We start from the raw sequence: 16272 nt of genomic DNA on the forward strand, positions 1-16272 counted from the left end.
GGAACCATGAAACAGGCACGCCTAAAAAGGCTGTTCGGCGTATCGGGCAATTGCTTCGATGTCGCCATCGACCACGGGATGTTCAACGAGAAGAGCTTCCTGTCGGGGATCGAGAACATGCACGGCGCGATCGAAACGGTCGCCGCCGCGCGCCCCGACGCCATCCAGCTGCCGCCGGGAACCGCGCCGCTGTTGCAGGCGCGACCCGGCCGCGACCGCCCGGCGCTTGTGCTGCGCACGGATGTCGCCAATGTCTACGGGTCGCCCCTGCCGCGGCGGCTGTTCTCGGAACTGATCGCGCAGCCGGTGGCACAGGCGGTGCGGCTGGATGCGGCCTGCGTGGTGGTCAATCTTCTGATGCTGCCCGACCAGCCCGAGATGCACGAAGCCTGCATCCGCAACATCAACGTGCTCAAGCCCGCCTGCGACGACGCGGGGATGCCGCTGATGGTGGAACCGCTGGTGATGCAGGACAACGCGCAGGGCGGTTACATGGTGGACGGCGATATCGACATGATCCTGCCGCTGGTCCGGCAGGCGGTGGAACTGGGTGCCGACATCATCAAGGCCGATCCCTGCACCGACCCCACTGAATATCACCGCGTGATCGAGATCGCGCAGGACGTGCCGGTGCTGGTGCGCGGCGGCGGCAAGGTGTCTGACACCGAGATCCTGACCCGCACCCGGACCCTGATGGACCAGGGGGCGCGCGGCATCGTCTATGGCCGCAACGTGATCCACCATGCGGACCCGGCGGGCATGACGGCGGCGCTGATGGCCATCGTGCATGACGGTGCGACGGTCGCCGACGCGCTGGCGAAGATCGGCTGACGCGATGCGCACGATCCGTTTCGGCATCATCGGCTGCGGACTGATGGGCCGCGAGTTCGCCTCGGCCGCCGCGCGCTGGATGCATCTGCAAGCCATGCCCGCCCGACCCGAGATCGTCGCGGTCTGCGACACCAACGCGGACCTGATGGACTGGTTCACGACGCATCTGCCATCGGTGTGCCAGACCACGACCGATTACCGCGACCTGCTGGCGAACGACGCGGTGGACGCGGTCTATTGCGCGGTGCCGCATGTCCTGCACGGCGCGATCTACCCCGAGATCCTCGCCGCGGGAAAGCATCTGCTGGGGGAAAAGCCCTTCGGCATGGACCGGGCGCAGAACGACGCCATCATGGCGGCCATCGCCGCGCGCCCCGACCTGCTGGTGCGTTGCTCGTCGGAAATGCCGTTCTATCCCGGCGCGCAGAAGGTCGTCGATTTCGCGCGCGCGGGCCATGTGGGCGAGATCCTCGAAGTGGAATGCGCCTTCCTGCATTCGTCGGACATCAACCCGGACAAGCCGATCAACTGGAAGCGGATGATCGACGTGAACGGCGCCTATGGCTGCATGGGGGATCTTGGCATGCATGTCTGCCACGTCCCGCTGCGGCTGGGCTGGCTGCCGCGATCGGTGCAGGCGGGCCTCGTGAAACGCGTGACGACCCGTCCCGACGGGACCGGCGCGCATGTCCCCTGCGAGACATGGGACAACGCCACGATCACCGGCACCGTGGGCGAAGGGGCGGCGGAATTTCCACTTGTGCTGAAGACATGGCGCATCGCGCCGGGGGAGGCGAACACGTGGTCGCTGCGCGTCCTTGGCATGTCCGGATCGGCCGAATTCACCACCAAGTCGCCGCGCCAGTGGCGGTTCATGACCTACGAACCCGGCGGGCGCCAGACATGGCAGGTGGAGGATCTGGGCTATCAGCCGCTTTTCCCCGCGATCACGGGCGGCATCTTCGAGTTCGGCTTCACAGATGCCATCCAGCAGATGTGGGCCGCCTTCGTCGACGAGCTGGCGGGCGGGGATGCGCGGGGATTTCCCTGTGCCACCCCGCTTGAGGCCGCGCAGCACCATGCCATCCTGACCGCCGCGCTGGCGGCAGGCACCGAACATCGCAACATCGAAGTGGAGTATCCCGCATGAAACGTTCCGACGTGAATGCCGCCATCGCGGCGGCCGAACGGCAGCTGGCAGACCACGGCTGGGCGATGCCAGATTTCGCCGCCTGGACCCCCGCCGACCACGCCGCCAACCCGGAGCGGAGCCGCTGGCTGGCCGAGCGCCAGATCGGCTGGGACGTGACGGATTTCGGGCTCGGCGACTTTGCCCGCCGCGGGCTGGTGCTGTTCTGCGTGCGCAACGGGCTGGCCGGGGTTCCCGGCGAACGCCCCTATGCGGAAAAGCTGCTCTTCGTCGGGGTCGATCAGGTGACGCCCTTCCACGCCCACAAGATGAAGCTGGAAGACATCATCGTGCGCGGCGGCGGCACCCTGTGCGTGGAATTCACCGCCGAGGGCACCGTGACCCCCGCGGACGGCGAACCGCTGGACGACACGGCGATGATCGACGGAATGCCGGTCCCGGCCATCGGCCAGGTGCATCGCCTGCGCGCGGGCCAAAGCATCACGATCCCCCGCGGGCTTCAGCACAGCTTCTGGGGTGAGGGCGCGCCGGTTTTCGTGGCCGAGGTGAGCCAGTGCAACGACGACAAGGGCGACAACTTCTTTCTCGAACCGCTGGGCCGGTTCAGCGCCATCGACGAGGATGCGCCGGCGCATCGCCTGCTGTGGAACGAAGGGGGGGCCGCATGAGACAGGGCACCCGGCGCGGCATCGCCTGCGCGGGGAACTGGATCCTCGACATGGTCAACGACCTGCCGCACTGGCCGGACAAGTCGGAGCTTGTGCATATCACGGCGCAGACCACGGGGCTGGGTGGCGGGGCGGCCAATGTCGCGGGCGCGCTGGCCGCGATGGGCGCGCCCTATCCGGTGTTCCCGGTCGGGCTGATCGGCGCGGGCATGGTCGGCGACGAGGTGCTGCGCCTGTGCCGTGCCGCGGGGCTGCCAACCGACCGGATCGGGCGCACCGCTTCGGCCACCACGGCGCAGACGCTGGTGATGAATGTGCCGGGCGACAGCCGGACATTCTTCTATCACCCCGGTGCCAACGACCTGCTGGATGCGGCGGCGATCGACGTGCCCGGCCTTGCCGACGCGGGCGCGCGGATATTCTATCTCGGCTACCTGACGCTTCTGGGCGCGCTGGACCGGATCGGGCCGGACGGACGCACCGCCGCCGCCCATGTGCTGGCCGATGCGCGCGGCCGGGAGATGCTGACCTGCGTGGATCTCGTGTCCGCCCGCGGCCCGCAATACCGCGAGACGGTGATGGCCACGCTGCCCGAGATCGACATACTTCTGCTCAATGAGATCGAGGCGGCGCGCGCCACCGGGCTGTCCATCGTCGGGGCCGGCGATGTACGGGGGATGGAAGGCGCCGCCCGCGCGCTGTGCGATGGCGGTGTGCGCCGCGCGGTGATCCTGCATTCCGCCGCGCACGTGGTCTGGTTCGAAGACGCGGCGGCGCATGTATTCGATACCCCACCCGTGCCGCCCGAGGATGTCGTAAGTCCGGTCGGCGCGGGCGATGCCTTTGCGGCGGGTGTGCTTCATGGGCTGCATGACGGCTGGCCGCGGGACCGCGCGGTCGAACTGGGCTTTCGCGCCGCCCGCGCCTGCCTTGCCGCGCCGACGGCGACGGGGGGGCTGACGGTTCTGCGCGGGGTGCTTGGCCACGTGCCGCGCCCGTGACCGCTGCGGTGACCCGGCGCTGGCCGCACGGGCGCATGACGATGCACCCGCGGGGCGCGATGATCCGCGATCTCGCGCTGCGTTTGCCGGGCGGGCGCTGGCTGCACCCGCTGCACCGGGCGCCGTGGGTTGGCACTGCCGACGGGGACGAGCAGCCGGGCCTTATGGCGGGGCTGGCGGGCGAATGGCCGTGCATCCCGTTCGGCATGCCCGGCGAACCCTTGCCGGCGGACTGGCGCCCTGCAGAAAGCTGGGAAGACCCTTTTCCGCATGGGTATGCCGCCAACCATGACTGGGACCTGCGCCCTGCTGCGGGCGGGATCGAAGCGCGGATCGCCTTGCCGTCCACCCACCCGATCGCGTGGCTGGAACGCCGCGCCGCGCCGGTGCCGGGCGGTGTCGCGTTGGGTGTGACCGCGATGCCGCGCCGGGACGCGCGCCTCCCCATCGGCCTTCACCCCGTCTTTCGCCTGCCGCGGACGGTCGGCGCGATGCGCATCGACATCGCGGGCGCGCAAACCGTGTTCACCCATCCCGCCGATCCCCAGCCCGACCCGTCGCCGCTGGTGCCCGGCGGGGTCTTTTCCGGCCTGCGCAGCGTCACCGACCGCGCGGGCCGGGTTTGCGACCTGTCGCGGCTTCCTCTGGCAAAACCCTGCGAAATCCGCGTGCTGGTGCGTGCCACGGGCGGGCGCGTGCGCCTTGCCGACCTGTCGACCCGCGCGGTGCAGCATCTCCAATACGACGCGTCGGTCTTTCCGGCTGTGATGCTGTGGATCTCCAACGGCGGCCGGGCCGGGGCGCCCTGGAACGGGGGGCACTACGCGTTGGGGGTGGAACCCGTCGCGGCGGCCTTCGATCTGGGCGCGGGCGCATCGCTGGGGGCATCGCCTTTGGCGGCGCGCGGTCTTCGCACGGCGCATGATTTTCGGGCCGGGCAGTTGTTTCGCACCGCGATCCGGCTGACGGCGGCGCGGATGCGCTGAAACGCGCGGGCAGCGTGACTGGTGATGCGGTGGCGTGCAGGCCGCGGCATGGTCCGCCGGGCGGTCTAGCGCAGGCCGCGGCCCTTCACGATGGCATCGTGGCCGAAGCGCGCTCGGATCGCGTCGGTGGCGCGCTCGGCGGCGGCGCGGCGGGCAGCGTTCGGGTCCAGCAGGTCGCCGGTATCGCTGGCCAGATGGGCGGGCACGAGGTCGGAAATGCCCACGCCGATCAGCCGGAACGGTCCCGCCACCCCGGCGCGGTCCAGAAGCGCGCGGGATTCGCGGTAGATCGTGTCGGCAAGCTGCGTCGCCGCGGGCAAGGCGTGGCGGCGGGTGGCGACGGCATGGCTGGATTGCTTGATCTTCAGCGTGACCACCCGACCCGCGAGACCCTTGGCCTTGGCGCGGTCCGCCACCTGTTCCGACAGCCGCCACAGATGGCCATCAAGCACGTCGTCATGGGCCGTGTCCTCGGCGAAGGTGGTTTCCTTGCTGATTGATTTCACGGGATGATCCGGTGACACGGGGCGGCTGTCTTGCCCGCGGCAAAGATGCCAGAGCCGGTCGCCGAAGCCGCCGAAGCGTGCCACGAGGTCACGCCGGTCCCAGCGGCGCAGGTCGGCGAAGGTGCGGATGCCCGCGGCGTCGAGCGCGGTGCGGGCGGCGGCGCCGACGCCCCAGATGTCGCTGACGGGTCGGTCGCGCAGAAGGTCTTCGGTCTCGGCGCGACCGATGACGGCGAAGCCGCGCGGCTTGTCCATTTCCGAGGCGAGTTTCGCCAGAAACTTGTTGTGCGACAAGCCGATGGAGCCCGACAGGCCAAGCTCGGTTTCCATGGTCCGCACCAGCCGGGCGAGCATCACCGCCGGGGGTGCGCCGTGCAGTTTCGCGGTGCCGGAGAGGTCCAGAAATGCCTCGTCCAGCGACAGGGGTTCGACCAGAGGTGTGAGCGATTCCATGAGGTTGCGGATCGCGCGGGAGGCGTCGGCATAGGCGTGCATCCGGCCCTTGATGACCACGGCGTCGGGGCAGAGCTTCAGCGCCTTGAACATCGGCATGGCCGAGCGCACGCCGCGGATGCGGGCGATGTAGCAGGCGGTGGACACGACCCCGCGCCGTCCCCCGCCGATGATGACGGGCTTGTCGGCGAGTTCCGGATTATCCCGTTTCTCGACAGAGGCATAGAAGGCGTCGCAATCCATGTGCGCGATGGTCAGATCGAACAGTTCCGGGTGCGATACGACCCTTGGCCGCCCGCAGGCGGGGCAGCGGGTGCCGTGGTCGAAGGTCGTCAGGCAGTCGCGGCAGAGAGCAGGCATCGGGGTCTCCGGGCACCAAAACCGGCGCAGGACTCCTGTAGGAGTCTTGTAGGAGTCGCGTCGGAGATCCAGCACGGACTGCATTGTGTGAAGATGCGGCGGATCGCGCGCTTTGCTGCGCGACGTGCATCAGCGCGCATATGAATTCCATGTGACTCGCGTATGACTTTCATATGACTCGTTGTATGACCCGACGGCTGACGCTCAGGGCAGCTCGGACAGGATCACGCGGGCCGCGTTGCGCGGGTCGGGCGATTGCCAGACCGGGCGCCCGACGACGATGTGATCGGCCCCGGCCCGGATCGCGGCCCCCGGCGTGGCGATGCGTTTCTGGTCGCCCGCATCGGCCCCGGCGGGGCGCACGCCGGGGGTGACGATCAGGCGCGCGGCGGATTCGGGCAGGGCGCGGATCACCGCGGCCTCGTTCGGGGACGCGATGACACCATGTGCCCCGGCTTCGAACGCGCGGGCGGCGCGTTCGGTGACAAGCTCGGGGATGGCGCCGTCGCGGATGAGGCTTGCGTCGAGATCGGCACGGTCGAGCGAGGTCAGGATCGTCACCGCGAGGATCTTCAGGTTCGACCCGGCGGCGCCTTCGCGGGCGGCACGCACCACGTGGGGGTCGCCATGCACGGTCAGGAAATCGAGATCGAAGCGCGCGAGGCCCCGCACCGCGGCCTCGACCGTCGCGCCGATGTCGAACAGCTTCATGTCGAGGAAGATGCGCTTGCCGTGATCCTGTTTCAGTTCGTTGGCAAGCGCCAGCCCGCCGCCGGTGAGCATCCCCAGCCCGATCTTGTAGAAGGACACCGCGTCGCCGATGTCAGTGGCGAGTTTCAGCCCCGCCAGCGCATCGGGCACGTCGAGGGCAACGATCAGGCGGTCGTCGGTCATGGCAGGCTCCGTCCGGTTATCCGCCCGAGGGAGTAGGCGAAAACCGGGGCGGAGGGAAACCGCAATCGCGCGGGCCGGATCAAGGCATGTCAGGGCGCGGTCAGCGGGTCGATCGCGTAGTAGATATGGGAAAGCTGTTCCTTGGACTGTTCCGTGCCGAACATGTTTTCCGGCCCGTTGAAGAGCGCGTGGCAGGAAAAGCAGTGCGGGGCCTTGTCGAAGGAATAGGTTTCCATCGTCGCGTTGTAGAGCCCGAGGGAGCCGCGCAGATCGCCGTCGCTGTAGCCCGTGCCGCCGGGGATCGGCGCAGTGCCGTCCGGCGTGGATGGCGCGGTCCAGATCGACCCGGTCTGCACGTAATTCGCGCGCGGGTCGCCCGCGGCGAGCTGGCCGCGCACGGCGGCGTTGAGCGACAGCAGGCGGGTGTTGTTGGTCACGATCTGGTCGACCATCGCCTGTGTCACGGTGATCTCGTCGATGGTCCTGCCCACGTCGGACGGGCCGAACGGGTAGCTGCCCCAGGGCCGCGTGCGCACCGTGTCGGAGGCGACGATGCCGCCCGCGCAGACCGGGTTGCCGTTGGCGGTGTCGGCCACGATGGTGCCGGTAGCACCGCCGGACTGTGCCTTCATGCATTCGACATTGGCTGTGGCCGGGTCCGCGCCGGGGGCGAGGAACACGAAATCCCCCGATCCGTCATAGTCGAAGGGCACCACGGTGCCGGTGTCGTCGGTGTAGGAATACCCGACATCGGGCGCGTTCGAGATGTGTTCGAAGGTGGCCCAGACGAATTCGGGGTGGTTCTGCACCGTGCCCGCGATGTGGATGCCCGTGAGCGCGAGGGTGACATCGCGCTGCCCGTGCACCGTCCATTCGGTATTGGCGGCGTTGCGCGCGTAGGTCGGCACGCGGGCGGGGATGGTGATGTAGCCGGTCGTGTCCGGCAGGGTCGCGGCCTCGACCCAGGAAGTCTTGAGTTCCATCACCAGCGTGTCGGGGGCGGCGGACACGAAGGGGGGCGTGACGCTGGCCATGTAGGTCGTCAGCGCCGTCATGTCGGCGGCGTTGTGGGGATACATGGTCGGTGCCGGGTCGATCCCGCCGGTCGCGGCCTTCTGTCCGGTCAGGAAATACCCGTAAAGATCGTTGGTGTGCACGCCGTAATGCACCAGCGACCCGCCCTGCGACATGAGCGCGCCGCCGCCGCCCGCCTGCCCGATCTCGCCCACGACATCGTCGTCCTTTTGCGCGCGCACGGCCACGGTGAGCCGTGTGCCGGGGGTGCTGCGCTGGAACTGCCGCGTGCCGTTTTCGTCGGGCAGCACGTTGAAGATGGCGGAGCTGTCGATGACGCGCCCGTCCTCGGCCGGGGACATGAGCCACAGGAACGCCTGCGCGCCCCAGGCGTAGAAATCGCAGGCGTCGGGGTCGCCGCCATGGGTGTCGGTGAAGCCCAGCGAATTGGGCGGGGTGACCGTGCCGTCGGGCGCGATGCCATCGGGAAACCACGCCGCGATGTCGGCGGTGCAGTCGGGCGCGGGATTGGCGGGGATGGCCATCTGCGCCAGCCCCGGCGCGGGGATCATGAGGCAGCTGGCGGCAAGGGCGGCGGCGCGGTGTCGGGTCATGGTCTCTCCTCCCGTTGATGGGGGGAGCATACACGCCATGGGTGCATCGGCGAGATCTTTCGGGTCGCGGTGCTGGCGGGAAATCGGCGGCGATCACTTGCGCGTGTTCGGGGTGCTTCCCACATATCCCCCGAGGCTCGCAGACCCTGTGCCACATGTTGGGCGGGGCGGGACGGGCGCTTTGACAAAGGAGAACGACCGATGAACCTCGAGAAGTTCACGGAGCGATCGCGCGGGTTCCTGCAGGCCGCGCAGACGATCGCCACGCGGGAGAGCCACCAGAAGCTGGCCCCCGAACATCTGCTGAAGGCATTGCTGGACGATGGCGAGGGATTCGCCGCGACGTTGATCCGCCGGGCGGGCGGCGCGCCGGAGCGCGTGCTGGAAGCCACGGATGCGGCGCTGGCGCGGATGCCGAAGGTCAGCGGCGACGCGGGGCAGACTTATCTTGACCAGCAGACCGCCAAGGTGCTGGACGAGGCCGAGAAGCTGGCCACCAAGGCGGGCGACAGTTTCGTGCCGGTCGAACGGGTGCTGGTGGCGCTGGCGCTGGTGCGCTCGAAGGCCCGCGAGGCGCTGGAAGCCGGGGCCGTCAGCGGACAGAAGCTGACCGAGGCGATCAACGATCTGCGCAAGGGCCGCACGGCGGATAGCGCCACGGCCGAGGATGGCTACGAGGCGCTGAAGAAGTATGCGCGCGACCTGACGCAGGCGGCGCGGGACGGCAAGATCGACCCGATCATCGGACGCGACGAGGAAATTCGCCGCACGATGCAGGTGCTGTCGCGCCGGACCAAGAACAACCCGGTGCTGATCGGGGAACCCGGCGTCGGGAAGACGGCGATTGCCGAAGGCTTGGCCTTGCGGATCATCGACGGGGACGTGCCGGAAAGCCTGCGCGACAAGAAGCTGATGGCGCTCGACATGGGCGCGCTGATCGCCGGGGCGAAGTATCGCGGCGAGTTCGAGGAACGGCTGAAGTCGATCCTGAACGAGATCACCGCAGCTGCGGGCGAGATCATCCTGTTCATCGACGAGATGCACACGCTGGTGGGCGCGGGCAAGGCCGACGGCGCGATGGACGCCGCGAACCTGATCAAGCCGGCGCTGGCGCGGGGCGAGTTGCACTGCGTGGGTGCCACGACGCTGGATGAATACCGCAAGCATGTGGAGAAGGATGCCGCACTGGCGCGGCGGTTCCAGCCGGTGATGGTGGAGGAACCCACGGTGGAGGACACCGTGTCGATCCTGCGCGGCATCAAGGAAAAGTACGAGCTGCACCACGGGGTGCGGATCAGCGACTCGGCGCTGGTGGCGGCGGCGACGTTGAGCCATCGGTATATCACCGACCGGTTCCTGCCGGACAAGGCGATCGACCTTGTGGACGAGGCGGCGAGCCGCTTGCGGATGGAAGTGGACAGCAAGCCCGAGGAGCTTGACGCGCTCGACCGGCAGATCCTGCAATTGCAGATCGAGGCGGAGGCGCTGAAGAAGGAGGACGATCAGCCGTCGAAGGACCGGCTGGAGGCGCTGGAGCGCGAGTTGTCCGGGCTGATGGAACGCTCGTCCGAGATGACCGCCAAGTGGCAGTCGGAGCGCGACAAGCTGGCCGGGGCGCGGGAGCTGAAGGAAAAGCTGGACCGCGCGCGGGCCGAGCTGGATCAGGCGAAGCGGGAAGGCAATCTCGCCAAGGCGGGGGAGCTGTCCTATGGCGTCATTCCGCAGCTTGAGCGCGACATCGCGGCGGCGGAGGAAGGCGGTGACGACGTGATGGTCGAGGAAGCCGTCCGCCCCGAGCAGATCGCGGGCGTGGTCGAGCGCTGGACCGGCATCCCGATGAGCAAGATGCTGGAAGGCGAGCGCGACAAGTTGTTGCGGATGGAGGCCGAGTTGGGCCGCCGGGTCATCGGGCAGCGGACCGCGGTGCAGGCCGTGGCCAACGCGGTGCGCCGGGCGCGGGCCGGGCTGAACGACGAGAACCGGCCGCTGGGGTCGTTCCTGTTCCTCGGGCCGACGGGCGTCGGCAAGACCGAGCTGACCAAGGCCGTGGCGGAGTACCTGTTTGACGACGACCAGGCGATGGTGCGCATCGACATGAGCGAGTTCATGGAGAAGCATTCCGTCGCCCGGCTGATCGGCGCCCCGCCGGGCTATGTCGGCTATGACGAGGGCGGCGTTCTGACCGAGGCCGTGCGACGGCGCCCGTACCAGGTGATCCTGTTCGACGAGGTCGAGAAGGCGCATCCGGACGTGTTCAACGTGCTGTTGCAGGTTCTGGATGACGGGCTTCTGACCGACGGGCAGGGGCGGCACGTGGACTTCAAGCAGACGCTGATCGTGCTGACCTCGAACCTTGGGTCCCAGGCTTTGAGCCAGTTGCCGGAAGGTGCCGACAGTGCCGCGGCGCGGCGCGACGTGATGGAGGCCGTGCGGGCCCATTTCCGGCCCGAGTTCCTGAACCGGCTGGATGAGACGGTGGTCTTCGACCGGCTGACGCGGGGCGACATGACCGGGATCGTCGATATCCAGCTCGCACGGCTGGAGCGGCGGCTGGCGGGGCGCAAGATCGCGCTGGCCGTGGACGAGAGCGCGCGCAAGTGGCTGGCCGACGAGGGCTATGACCCGGTGTTCGGGGCACGGCCGCTGAAGCGGGTGATCCAGCGTGCGTTGCAGGACCCGCTGGCCGAGATGATCCTGGCGGGCGATGTGCGCGACGGGGCCACGGTGCCGGTGAGCGCGGGGGCCGACGGGCTGATCATCGGGGACCGCGTGGCGGCGACCAACCGCGAGAAGCCCGAGGACGCGGTGGTGCACTGACGCGCACCACGAGGGCAAGGACCGCCCCCGGCCGGGATGCCCCGGCCGGGGGGTTTCATGTCAGGCGCGCTTGCGGCGGCGCAGGGCGGCCAGACCGCCGATCCCGGCGACCATCAGCCAGCCCGCGGCGGGCAGCGGCACCGGGGCCATGCCCATGCCGCCATCGACCAGCCGGATTTCCCCCGCGGCCACGGGCACGAAGGCCGAGTAGCCGCCGAACTTGATCAGCGGATCGTCGTCGGCTTCGTTGCCGACGCCGCCGATGCCGGGCGACAGGAACGCGCCGTGAATGACGATTTCGCGCATGTCGAGCGGGAGCAGGTCATCGACGCCGAACATGCCGCCGAACGCGGTCGTGGTGTTCAGGTCGTAGGACGCGTTGAACGTGAAGGTGCCGTATTCTTCGTCCGTGACGGCGGGAAAGCCCATGAAGCCGTTGTCGGTATCGGTCTCGTCGAAGAGCGACATGACGATGGGTCCGTAGAAGGGCACGCCTTCGAGAAGCTGGATCACGCCGTCGCCGTTGGCATCTGCGGTGTCGAGGCTGGGCGACACGGTATCGCGGACCGAGCCGTCTTCGTTGAAGCGCCCGTGGATATGCTGGACGTGCAGCATGTTCGGCGCGAAGCCGGTGCCCATGATCGACACGTCGAGCATGTTGGTATGGGTGTCGAGCGTCAGGTTGGCGGTGCCGGAGCCGCCGAGATTGCTGAGATCGTTGAGGATGGCCTCGTAGTTCAGGACGTGAGCCTGGGCCGCCGTGGCGAGGCCGAGCGTGGCGACGGTGGCCGCCGCGAAGAACGTTTTCGTCTGCATGTGTAACCCCTGTTGTGGTGTCCATGACCGATCAGGTCGAATGAAGCCACGCGCGGGGGTACCGGGGAGTTTCCGGCATTAACGAAAAATGCACGATGCCGCCTTGCCGCGGACATGAAAAACCCGGCCCACCGGGCCGGGGTCGGGACGTGTCAGCGTTGCGCGGGCATCACATGCCGGGCAGCAGCACGCCGTCGATGATGTGGATCACGCCGTTGCTGGCCTCGATATCCGCCTGGATGACGTTGACATCGTTCACGGTCACGCCGTCCGTGGTGCCGATGGTGATCGTGTCGCCCTGCACGGTTTCCACGGTCATGCCATCGGTAAGGTCGGCGGCCATGACCTTGCCCGGCACCACGTGGTAGGTCAGCACGCCGGTCAGTTGGGGGATGTTTTCCAGAAGCGTCGGAACAGTGCCGTCGGGCAGCAAGGCGAAGGCGTCATCGGTGGGGGCGAAGACTGTGAAAGGGCCGTCACCCTTCAGCGTGTCCACGAGATCGGCGGCCTCGACCGCGGCGACGAGCGTTTCGAAATTGCCGGCCGCCACGGCGGTGTCGACGATATCGGCATCCTGCGCGAGCACGGGCGCGCCGAGCAGGGTCGCGGTTGCGAGAGCGGTGAGGGATGTGCGAAGCATGTGGTCCTCCGGGATAGGTTTCGACGGGCAGATCGCCCGTGCCTCACAGCTAGGCACGACGGCACGCGATGCACGCGCCGTCACGGAGCGTTGATCGCCTTGACCGCGCGCCGGGGCGGGCTAGGCGGCGGGGTCCGGCGCAGTCCAGTCACCATTTGATGAAGGGGCGTGAGGCGGGGTTGAGCCATCGCGCCGCGTTACGTGAAATTCATTTGCGCACGGGACCGTTTCATGGCCCGGTGCGCGTGACATCGTGCGGGAGCGAACGGATGCAGTGGGTGGAACGCGGCCTGAACCTGCTGGGTCTCGGGCTTGTGCTGGCGGTGGTGATCGGGGCGGTCGCGGTCGTGGTGCTGTTCGTGGTGGACCGGGTGCAGACCCGCGACGCGATCCGACGCAATTACCCGGTGATCGGGCGCTTCCGGCACCTGTTCACCAATTTGGGCGAGTTCTTCCGCCAGTATTTCTTTGCCATGGACCGCGAGGAGATGCCGTTCAACCGTGCGCAGCGCGGCTGGGTGGAGCAGGCGTCGTCGGGGCGTCCGTCCACCATCGCGTTCGGGTCGACCCGGAATCTCGACGTGGTGGGCACGCCGATCTTCGTCAATTCGGCCTTTCCGCCGCTGGACGAGGAGGCGAACCCGGCCGCGCCGCTGATGATCGGCCCCGGCGCCAAGTTGCCCTTCGTGGCGCGGTCGTTCTTCAACATCTCGGGGATGAGTTACGGGGCGATTTCCGCCCCGGCGGTCACGGCGCTGGCGCGGGGGGCGGCGCGGGCGGGTGTGTGGATGAACACCGGGGAGGGGGGCGTGTCGCGCTATCACCTCGAAGCGGGGTGCGACATCGTCTACCAGATCGGCACGGCGAAATACGGGGTGCGCACGCCCGAGGGGCGGCTGGACGACGACAAGCTGCGCGCGGTGGCGGCGCATGACCAGATCCGCATGTTCGAGATCAAGCTGAGCCAGGGCGCCAAGCCCGGCAAGGGCGGCATCCTGCCCGGCGAGAAGGTGACGGCCGAGATCGCGGCGGTGCGGGGCATCCCCGTGGGCCAGACGAGCCATTCGCCCAACCGTCACGAGGAGGTCCATAACTGGGACGAGCTGCTGGATTTCGTGGGCCATGTGCGCGACGTGACCGGCAAGCCCGCCGGCGTGAAGATGTGCATCGGGTCGGTGGACGGGCTGCGCGAGCTGTTCGAGACGATCAATGCGCGCGGCGAGGACTGCGCGCCCGATTTCATCACCATCGACGGCGGGGAGGGGGGGACCGGCGCGTCGCCCATGCCGCTGATGGACCTGGTGGGCATGCCCATCCGCGACGCGCTGCCGCGCACGGTGGACATGCTGCACGAATACGGGTTGCGCCAGCGCATCCGGGTGATCGCGTCGGCGAAGCTGGTCAATCCGGGCGACGTGGCCTGGGCGCTGGCGGCGGGCGCGGATTTCGTCACCTCGGCGCGGGGATTCATGTTCGCGCTGGGCTGCATCCAGGCGCTGAAATGCAACCGCAACACCTGCCCCACCGGGATCACCACCCATGACCCGCGGTTGCAGCAGGGGCTGGTGGTGGAGGACAAGTATGTCCGCGTGGCCAATTACGCGACCGCGGTCGTGCGTGACGTGGAGATGATCGCCCATTCCGTCGGCGTCGGCGACCCGCGCAAGCTGACCCGCGCCCATGTGCGCCTGGTGCAGCCAAACGGGCGGTCGATCCGGATGAACGCGCTGTTTCCGGAACCGGAACGTGCGGGCGCGTGACGCAGGCGTGATCGCGCGGCCATTGTCCGGGCTGCGCAGGGGGTTATCCTAGCGGAAACACCGGAGGTATCCATGCGCAGACCTGTTCGACATCCCGGCCCCGAGGATGTGACGCCCGAGGCCGTCTATCTCAGCCGTCGCCAGCTGATCGCGGGGGCGATGGCCGTTGGCGCGGGCGGGCGCGTAGCGGCGTCCACCGAGCTTGAGCCGAACAGCTGGGAGGACATCACCAGCTACAACAATTTCTACGAGTTCGGCACCGGCAAGGAAGACCCGTCGCGCTTCGCCCACGAGATGACGACCGAGCCGTGGTCGATCGAGATCGGCGGCATGGTGGACCGGCCCGGCAGCTATGGCTTCGCGGAGATCATGGACGGGATGCCGGTGGAGGAACGCATCTACCGTTTCCGCTGCGTCGAGGCGTGGTCGATGGTGATCCCGTGGAACGGGTTCGAACTGCGCCGCCTGCTGGACCGCGTGGGCGTGCAGCCGGGCGCGAAATACGTGGCGTTCGAGACGCTCTATCGCCCCGAGGAAATGCGCGGCACCCGGTCGCCCGTGATCCCGTGGCCCTACCGCGAAGGATTGCGGTTGGACGAGGCGATGCATCCGCTGACGATCATGGCGACGGGGCTGTACGGCAAGCCCATGCCGAACCAGAACGGGGCGCCGATCCGTCTGGTGGTACCGTGGAAATACGGGTTCAAGTCGATCAAGTCGATCGTGCGGATCTCGCTGGTGGACGAAGAGCCCCAGACGAGCTGGAACATGATCGCGCCGCGCGAATACGGCTTCTACAGCAACGTGAACCCGGAGGTGGACCACCCCCGCTGGAGCCAGGCGACGGAGCGGCGCGTGGGCGGCGGGTTGTTCGCCGGGCGGGAGCCGACGCTGATGTTCAACGGCTACGAGGACGAGGTCGCGGAGATGTACGCGGGGATGGACCTGCGCGCGAACTACTGATGCAGGACGCGATCAACCAGACGCTGCGGCGGCTGCCGACATGGCCGGTCTATGTGCTGGGGCTTGCGCCGATCCCGTGGCTGTTCTGGCTGGGCGCGACCGGCGGGCTGGGGCCCGAACCGATCAAGGCGCTGGAACACCGCTACGGGCTGCTGGGGTTGCAGTTCCTGCTGGCGGGGCTGTGCGTGTCGCCGCTGCGCCGCTTCGCCGGGATCAACGCGATCCGGTTCCGCCGGGCGCTGGGGCTGGTCGCCTTCGCCTTCATCGCCGCGCATCTGGCGGTCTGGGCGGTGCTGGACGTGCAATCCCTGTCGCGGGTCTGGGCGGATATCGTGAAGCGCCCGTATATCACCATCGGCATGGCCGGGTTCGCATGCCTTGTGCCGCTGGCGGCCACATCGACCGACCGGGCGGTCCGCTGGCTGGGCGGGCCGCGCTGGCGGCGGCTGCACCGGCTGACCTATGTCGCGGTGGGGCTGGGCGCGGTGCATTATGTGATGCAGGCGAAGGGCTGGCAGATCGAGCCGCTCGTCTATCTTGCCGTTGCCGCGGGACTGGTCGGACTGCGTGGCCTGCCGCCACGGAAGCGACTCGCCTGACCCTTGGGAAATCGGTGGGTGCCGCGGCGCGACCAGTGCGCAATGCGGCGCAAGGCATTGATATAAATGCGCTATCCGGAAACTTTCGGAAAATGCCGGTCCGGGCGAAAAAAGCGCTTGCGACTCTCCGGGGCTCTGACTAAACACCCCTTCACCGACGGGGCGGCGACGCGCTGTTGGGTTCTGAAGCGGGTTGCTGG

Annotated in this window: 14 protein-coding genes; 9 read left to right on the forward strand and 5 right to left on the reverse strand. The window is 68.3% G+C overall.

Annotated elements, in window-relative coordinates; translation table 11 throughout:
- Window positions 1–6 precede the first annotated feature (6 nt).
- The 5 genes from DDE13_RS07125 to DDE13_RS07145 are packed head-to-tail and all read left to right on the forward strand — an operon-like array spanning window position 7 to window position 4636.
- Window positions 7–831 carry a class I fructose-bisphosphate aldolase gene (locus DDE13_RS07125; RefSeq protein WP_111402884.1) on the forward strand — a complete coding sequence of 275 codons (825 nt, stop codon included), beginning with the start codon at window positions 7–9 and terminating at the stop codon, window positions 829–831.
- A 4-nt stretch (window positions 832–835) separates the two neighbouring features.
- Window positions 836–1981 (forward strand): Gfo/Idh/MocA family protein, encoded by a 1146-nt coding sequence (locus tag DDE13_RS07130; RefSeq protein ID WP_111402886.1) that lies wholly within the window; start codon window positions 836–838, stop codon window positions 1979–1981.
- Complete coding sequence (locus tag DDE13_RS07135) at window positions 1978–2649, forward strand: D-lyxose/D-mannose family sugar isomerase (protein ID WP_111402888.1); 672 nt, start codon at window positions 1978–1980, stop codon at window positions 2647–2649. The genes DDE13_RS07130 and DDE13_RS07135 overlap by 4 nt, the downstream gene beginning before the upstream one ends.
- Complete coding sequence (locus DDE13_RS07140; RefSeq protein WP_111402890.1) at window positions 2646–3650, forward strand: carbohydrate kinase family protein; 1005 nt, start codon at window positions 2646–2648, stop codon at window positions 3648–3650. The genes DDE13_RS07135 and DDE13_RS07140 overlap by 4 nt, the downstream gene beginning before the upstream one ends.
- Window positions 3651–3685: 35 nt before the next feature.
- Window positions 3686–4636: a hypothetical protein gene (locus DDE13_RS07145; protein WP_162630900.1), complete on the forward strand. Its 951-nt coding sequence runs from the start codon at window positions 3686–3688 to the stop codon at window positions 4634–4636.
- Window positions 4637–4701: 65 nt separating this feature from the next.
- Here DDE13_RS07145 and DDE13_RS07150 read toward each other — a convergent pair whose 3' ends face one another.
- The 3 genes from DDE13_RS07150 to DDE13_RS07160 form a co-directional block, all read right to left on the reverse strand.
- A complete protein-coding gene (locus tag DDE13_RS07150) occupies window positions 4702–5955 on the reverse strand; it encodes a DNA polymerase IV (protein WP_111402892.1) in 1254 nt (417 codons plus the stop codon).
- Between the two features lie 204 nt (window positions 5956–6159).
- Entirely contained in the window at window positions 6160–6849 is a 690-nt protein-coding gene (pyrF, locus tag DDE13_RS07155; protein ID WP_111402894.1) for an orotidine-5'-phosphate decarboxylase, read from the reverse strand.
- Window positions 6850–6938: 89 nt separating this feature from the next.
- Window positions 6939–8477: a hypothetical protein gene (locus DDE13_RS07160; RefSeq protein ID WP_111402895.1), complete on the reverse strand. Its 1539-nt coding sequence runs from the start codon at window positions 8475–8477 to the stop codon at window positions 6939–6941.
- Window positions 8478–8678: 201 nt separating this feature from the next.
- Here DDE13_RS07160 and clpB point away from each other — a divergent pair, with 201 nt between their 5' ends.
- Complete coding sequence (gene clpB / locus DDE13_RS07165; protein ID WP_111402897.1) at window positions 8679–11294, forward strand: ATP-dependent chaperone ClpB; 2616 nt, start codon at window positions 8679–8681, stop codon at window positions 11292–11294.
- 60 nt (window positions 11295–11354) lie between these two features.
- Here clpB and DDE13_RS23395 read toward each other — a convergent pair whose 3' ends face one another.
- Complete coding sequence (locus DDE13_RS23395; RefSeq protein WP_111402899.1) at window positions 11355–12110, reverse strand: VPLPA-CTERM sorting domain-containing protein; 756 nt, start codon at window positions 12108–12110, stop codon at window positions 11355–11357.
- A 169-nt stretch (window positions 12111–12279) separates the two neighbouring features.
- A complete protein-coding gene (locus DDE13_RS07175) occupies window positions 12280–12750 on the reverse strand; it encodes a fasciclin domain-containing protein (protein ID WP_111402901.1) in 471 nt (156 codons plus the stop codon).
- A gap of 269 nt (window positions 12751–13019) precedes the next feature.
- Here DDE13_RS07175 and DDE13_RS07180 point away from each other — a divergent pair, with 269 nt between their 5' ends.
- From DDE13_RS07180 to msrQ, 3 genes are all read left to right on the forward strand, one after another.
- Window positions 13020–14510 (forward strand): FMN-binding glutamate synthase family protein, encoded by a 1491-nt coding sequence (locus tag DDE13_RS07180; protein ID WP_111402903.1) that lies wholly within the window; start codon window positions 13020–13022, stop codon window positions 14508–14510.
- A 72-nt stretch (window positions 14511–14582) separates the two neighbouring features.
- Complete coding sequence (gene msrP / locus DDE13_RS07185; RefSeq protein ID WP_111402905.1) at window positions 14583–15473, forward strand: protein-methionine-sulfoxide reductase catalytic subunit MsrP; 891 nt, start codon at window positions 14583–14585, stop codon at window positions 15471–15473.
- Window positions 15473–16072 carry a protein-methionine-sulfoxide reductase heme-binding subunit MsrQ gene (gene msrQ, locus DDE13_RS07190; protein WP_111402907.1) on the forward strand — a complete coding sequence of 200 codons (600 nt, stop codon included), beginning with the start codon at window positions 15473–15475 and terminating at the stop codon, window positions 16070–16072. The genes msrP and msrQ overlap by 1 nt, the downstream gene beginning before the upstream one ends.
- Window positions 16073–16272: the final 200 nt, after the last annotated feature.

Origin of the sequence: Meridianimarinicoccus zhengii (assembly GCF_003254465.1) — a bacterium.
Lineage (GTDB): Bacteria > Pseudomonadota > Alphaproteobacteria > Rhodobacterales > Rhodobacteraceae > Meridianimarinicoccus > Meridianimarinicoccus zhengii.

Excerpts from the sequence above, each read along its gene's own strand:
- DDE13_RS07125 (WP_111402884.1), top strand. The coding sequence starts at position 7 with ATGAAACAGGCACGCCTAAAAAGGCTGTTCGGCGTATCGGGCAATTGC.
- DDE13_RS07130 (WP_111402886.1), top strand. The coding sequence starts at position 836 with ATGCGCACGATCCGTTTCGGCATCATCGGCTGCGGACTGATGGGCCGC.
- DDE13_RS07135 (WP_111402888.1), top strand. The coding sequence starts at position 1,978 with ATGAAACGTTCCGACGTGAATGCCGCCATCGCGGCGGCCGAACGGCAG.
- DDE13_RS07140 (WP_111402890.1), top strand. The coding sequence starts at position 2,646 with ATGAGACAGGGCACCCGGCGCGGCATCGCCTGCGCGGGGAACTGGATC.
- DDE13_RS07145 (WP_162630900.1), top strand. The coding sequence starts at position 3,686 with ATGACGATGCACCCGCGGGGCGCGATGATCCGCGATCTCGCGCTGCGT.
- DDE13_RS07150 (WP_111402892.1), bottom strand. The coding sequence starts at position 5,955 with ATGCCTGCTCTCTGCCGCGACTGCCTGACGACCTTCGACCACGGCACC.
- pyrF (WP_111402894.1), bottom strand. The coding sequence starts at position 6,849 with ATGACCGACGACCGCCTGATCGTTGCCCTCGACGTGCCCGATGCGCTG.
- DDE13_RS07160 (WP_111402895.1), bottom strand. The coding sequence starts at position 8,477 with ATGACCCGACACCGCGCCGCCGCCCTTGCCGCCAGCTGCCTCATGATC.
- clpB (WP_111402897.1), top strand. The coding sequence starts at position 8,679 with ATGAACCTCGAGAAGTTCACGGAGCGATCGCGCGGGTTCCTGCAGGCC.
- DDE13_RS23395 (WP_111402899.1), bottom strand. The coding sequence starts at position 12,110 with ATGCAGACGAAAACGTTCTTCGCGGCGGCCACCGTCGCCACGCTCGGC.
- DDE13_RS07175 (WP_111402901.1), bottom strand. The coding sequence starts at position 12,750 with ATGCTTCGCACATCCCTCACCGCTCTCGCAACCGCGACCCTGCTCGGC.
- DDE13_RS07180 (WP_111402903.1), top strand. The coding sequence starts at position 13,020 with ATGCAGTGGGTGGAACGCGGCCTGAACCTGCTGGGTCTCGGGCTTGTG.
- msrP (WP_111402905.1), top strand. The coding sequence starts at position 14,583 with ATGCGCAGACCTGTTCGACATCCCGGCCCCGAGGATGTGACGCCCGAG.
- msrQ (WP_111402907.1), top strand. The coding sequence starts at position 15,473 with ATGCAGGACGCGATCAACCAGACGCTGCGGCGGCTGCCGACATGGCCG.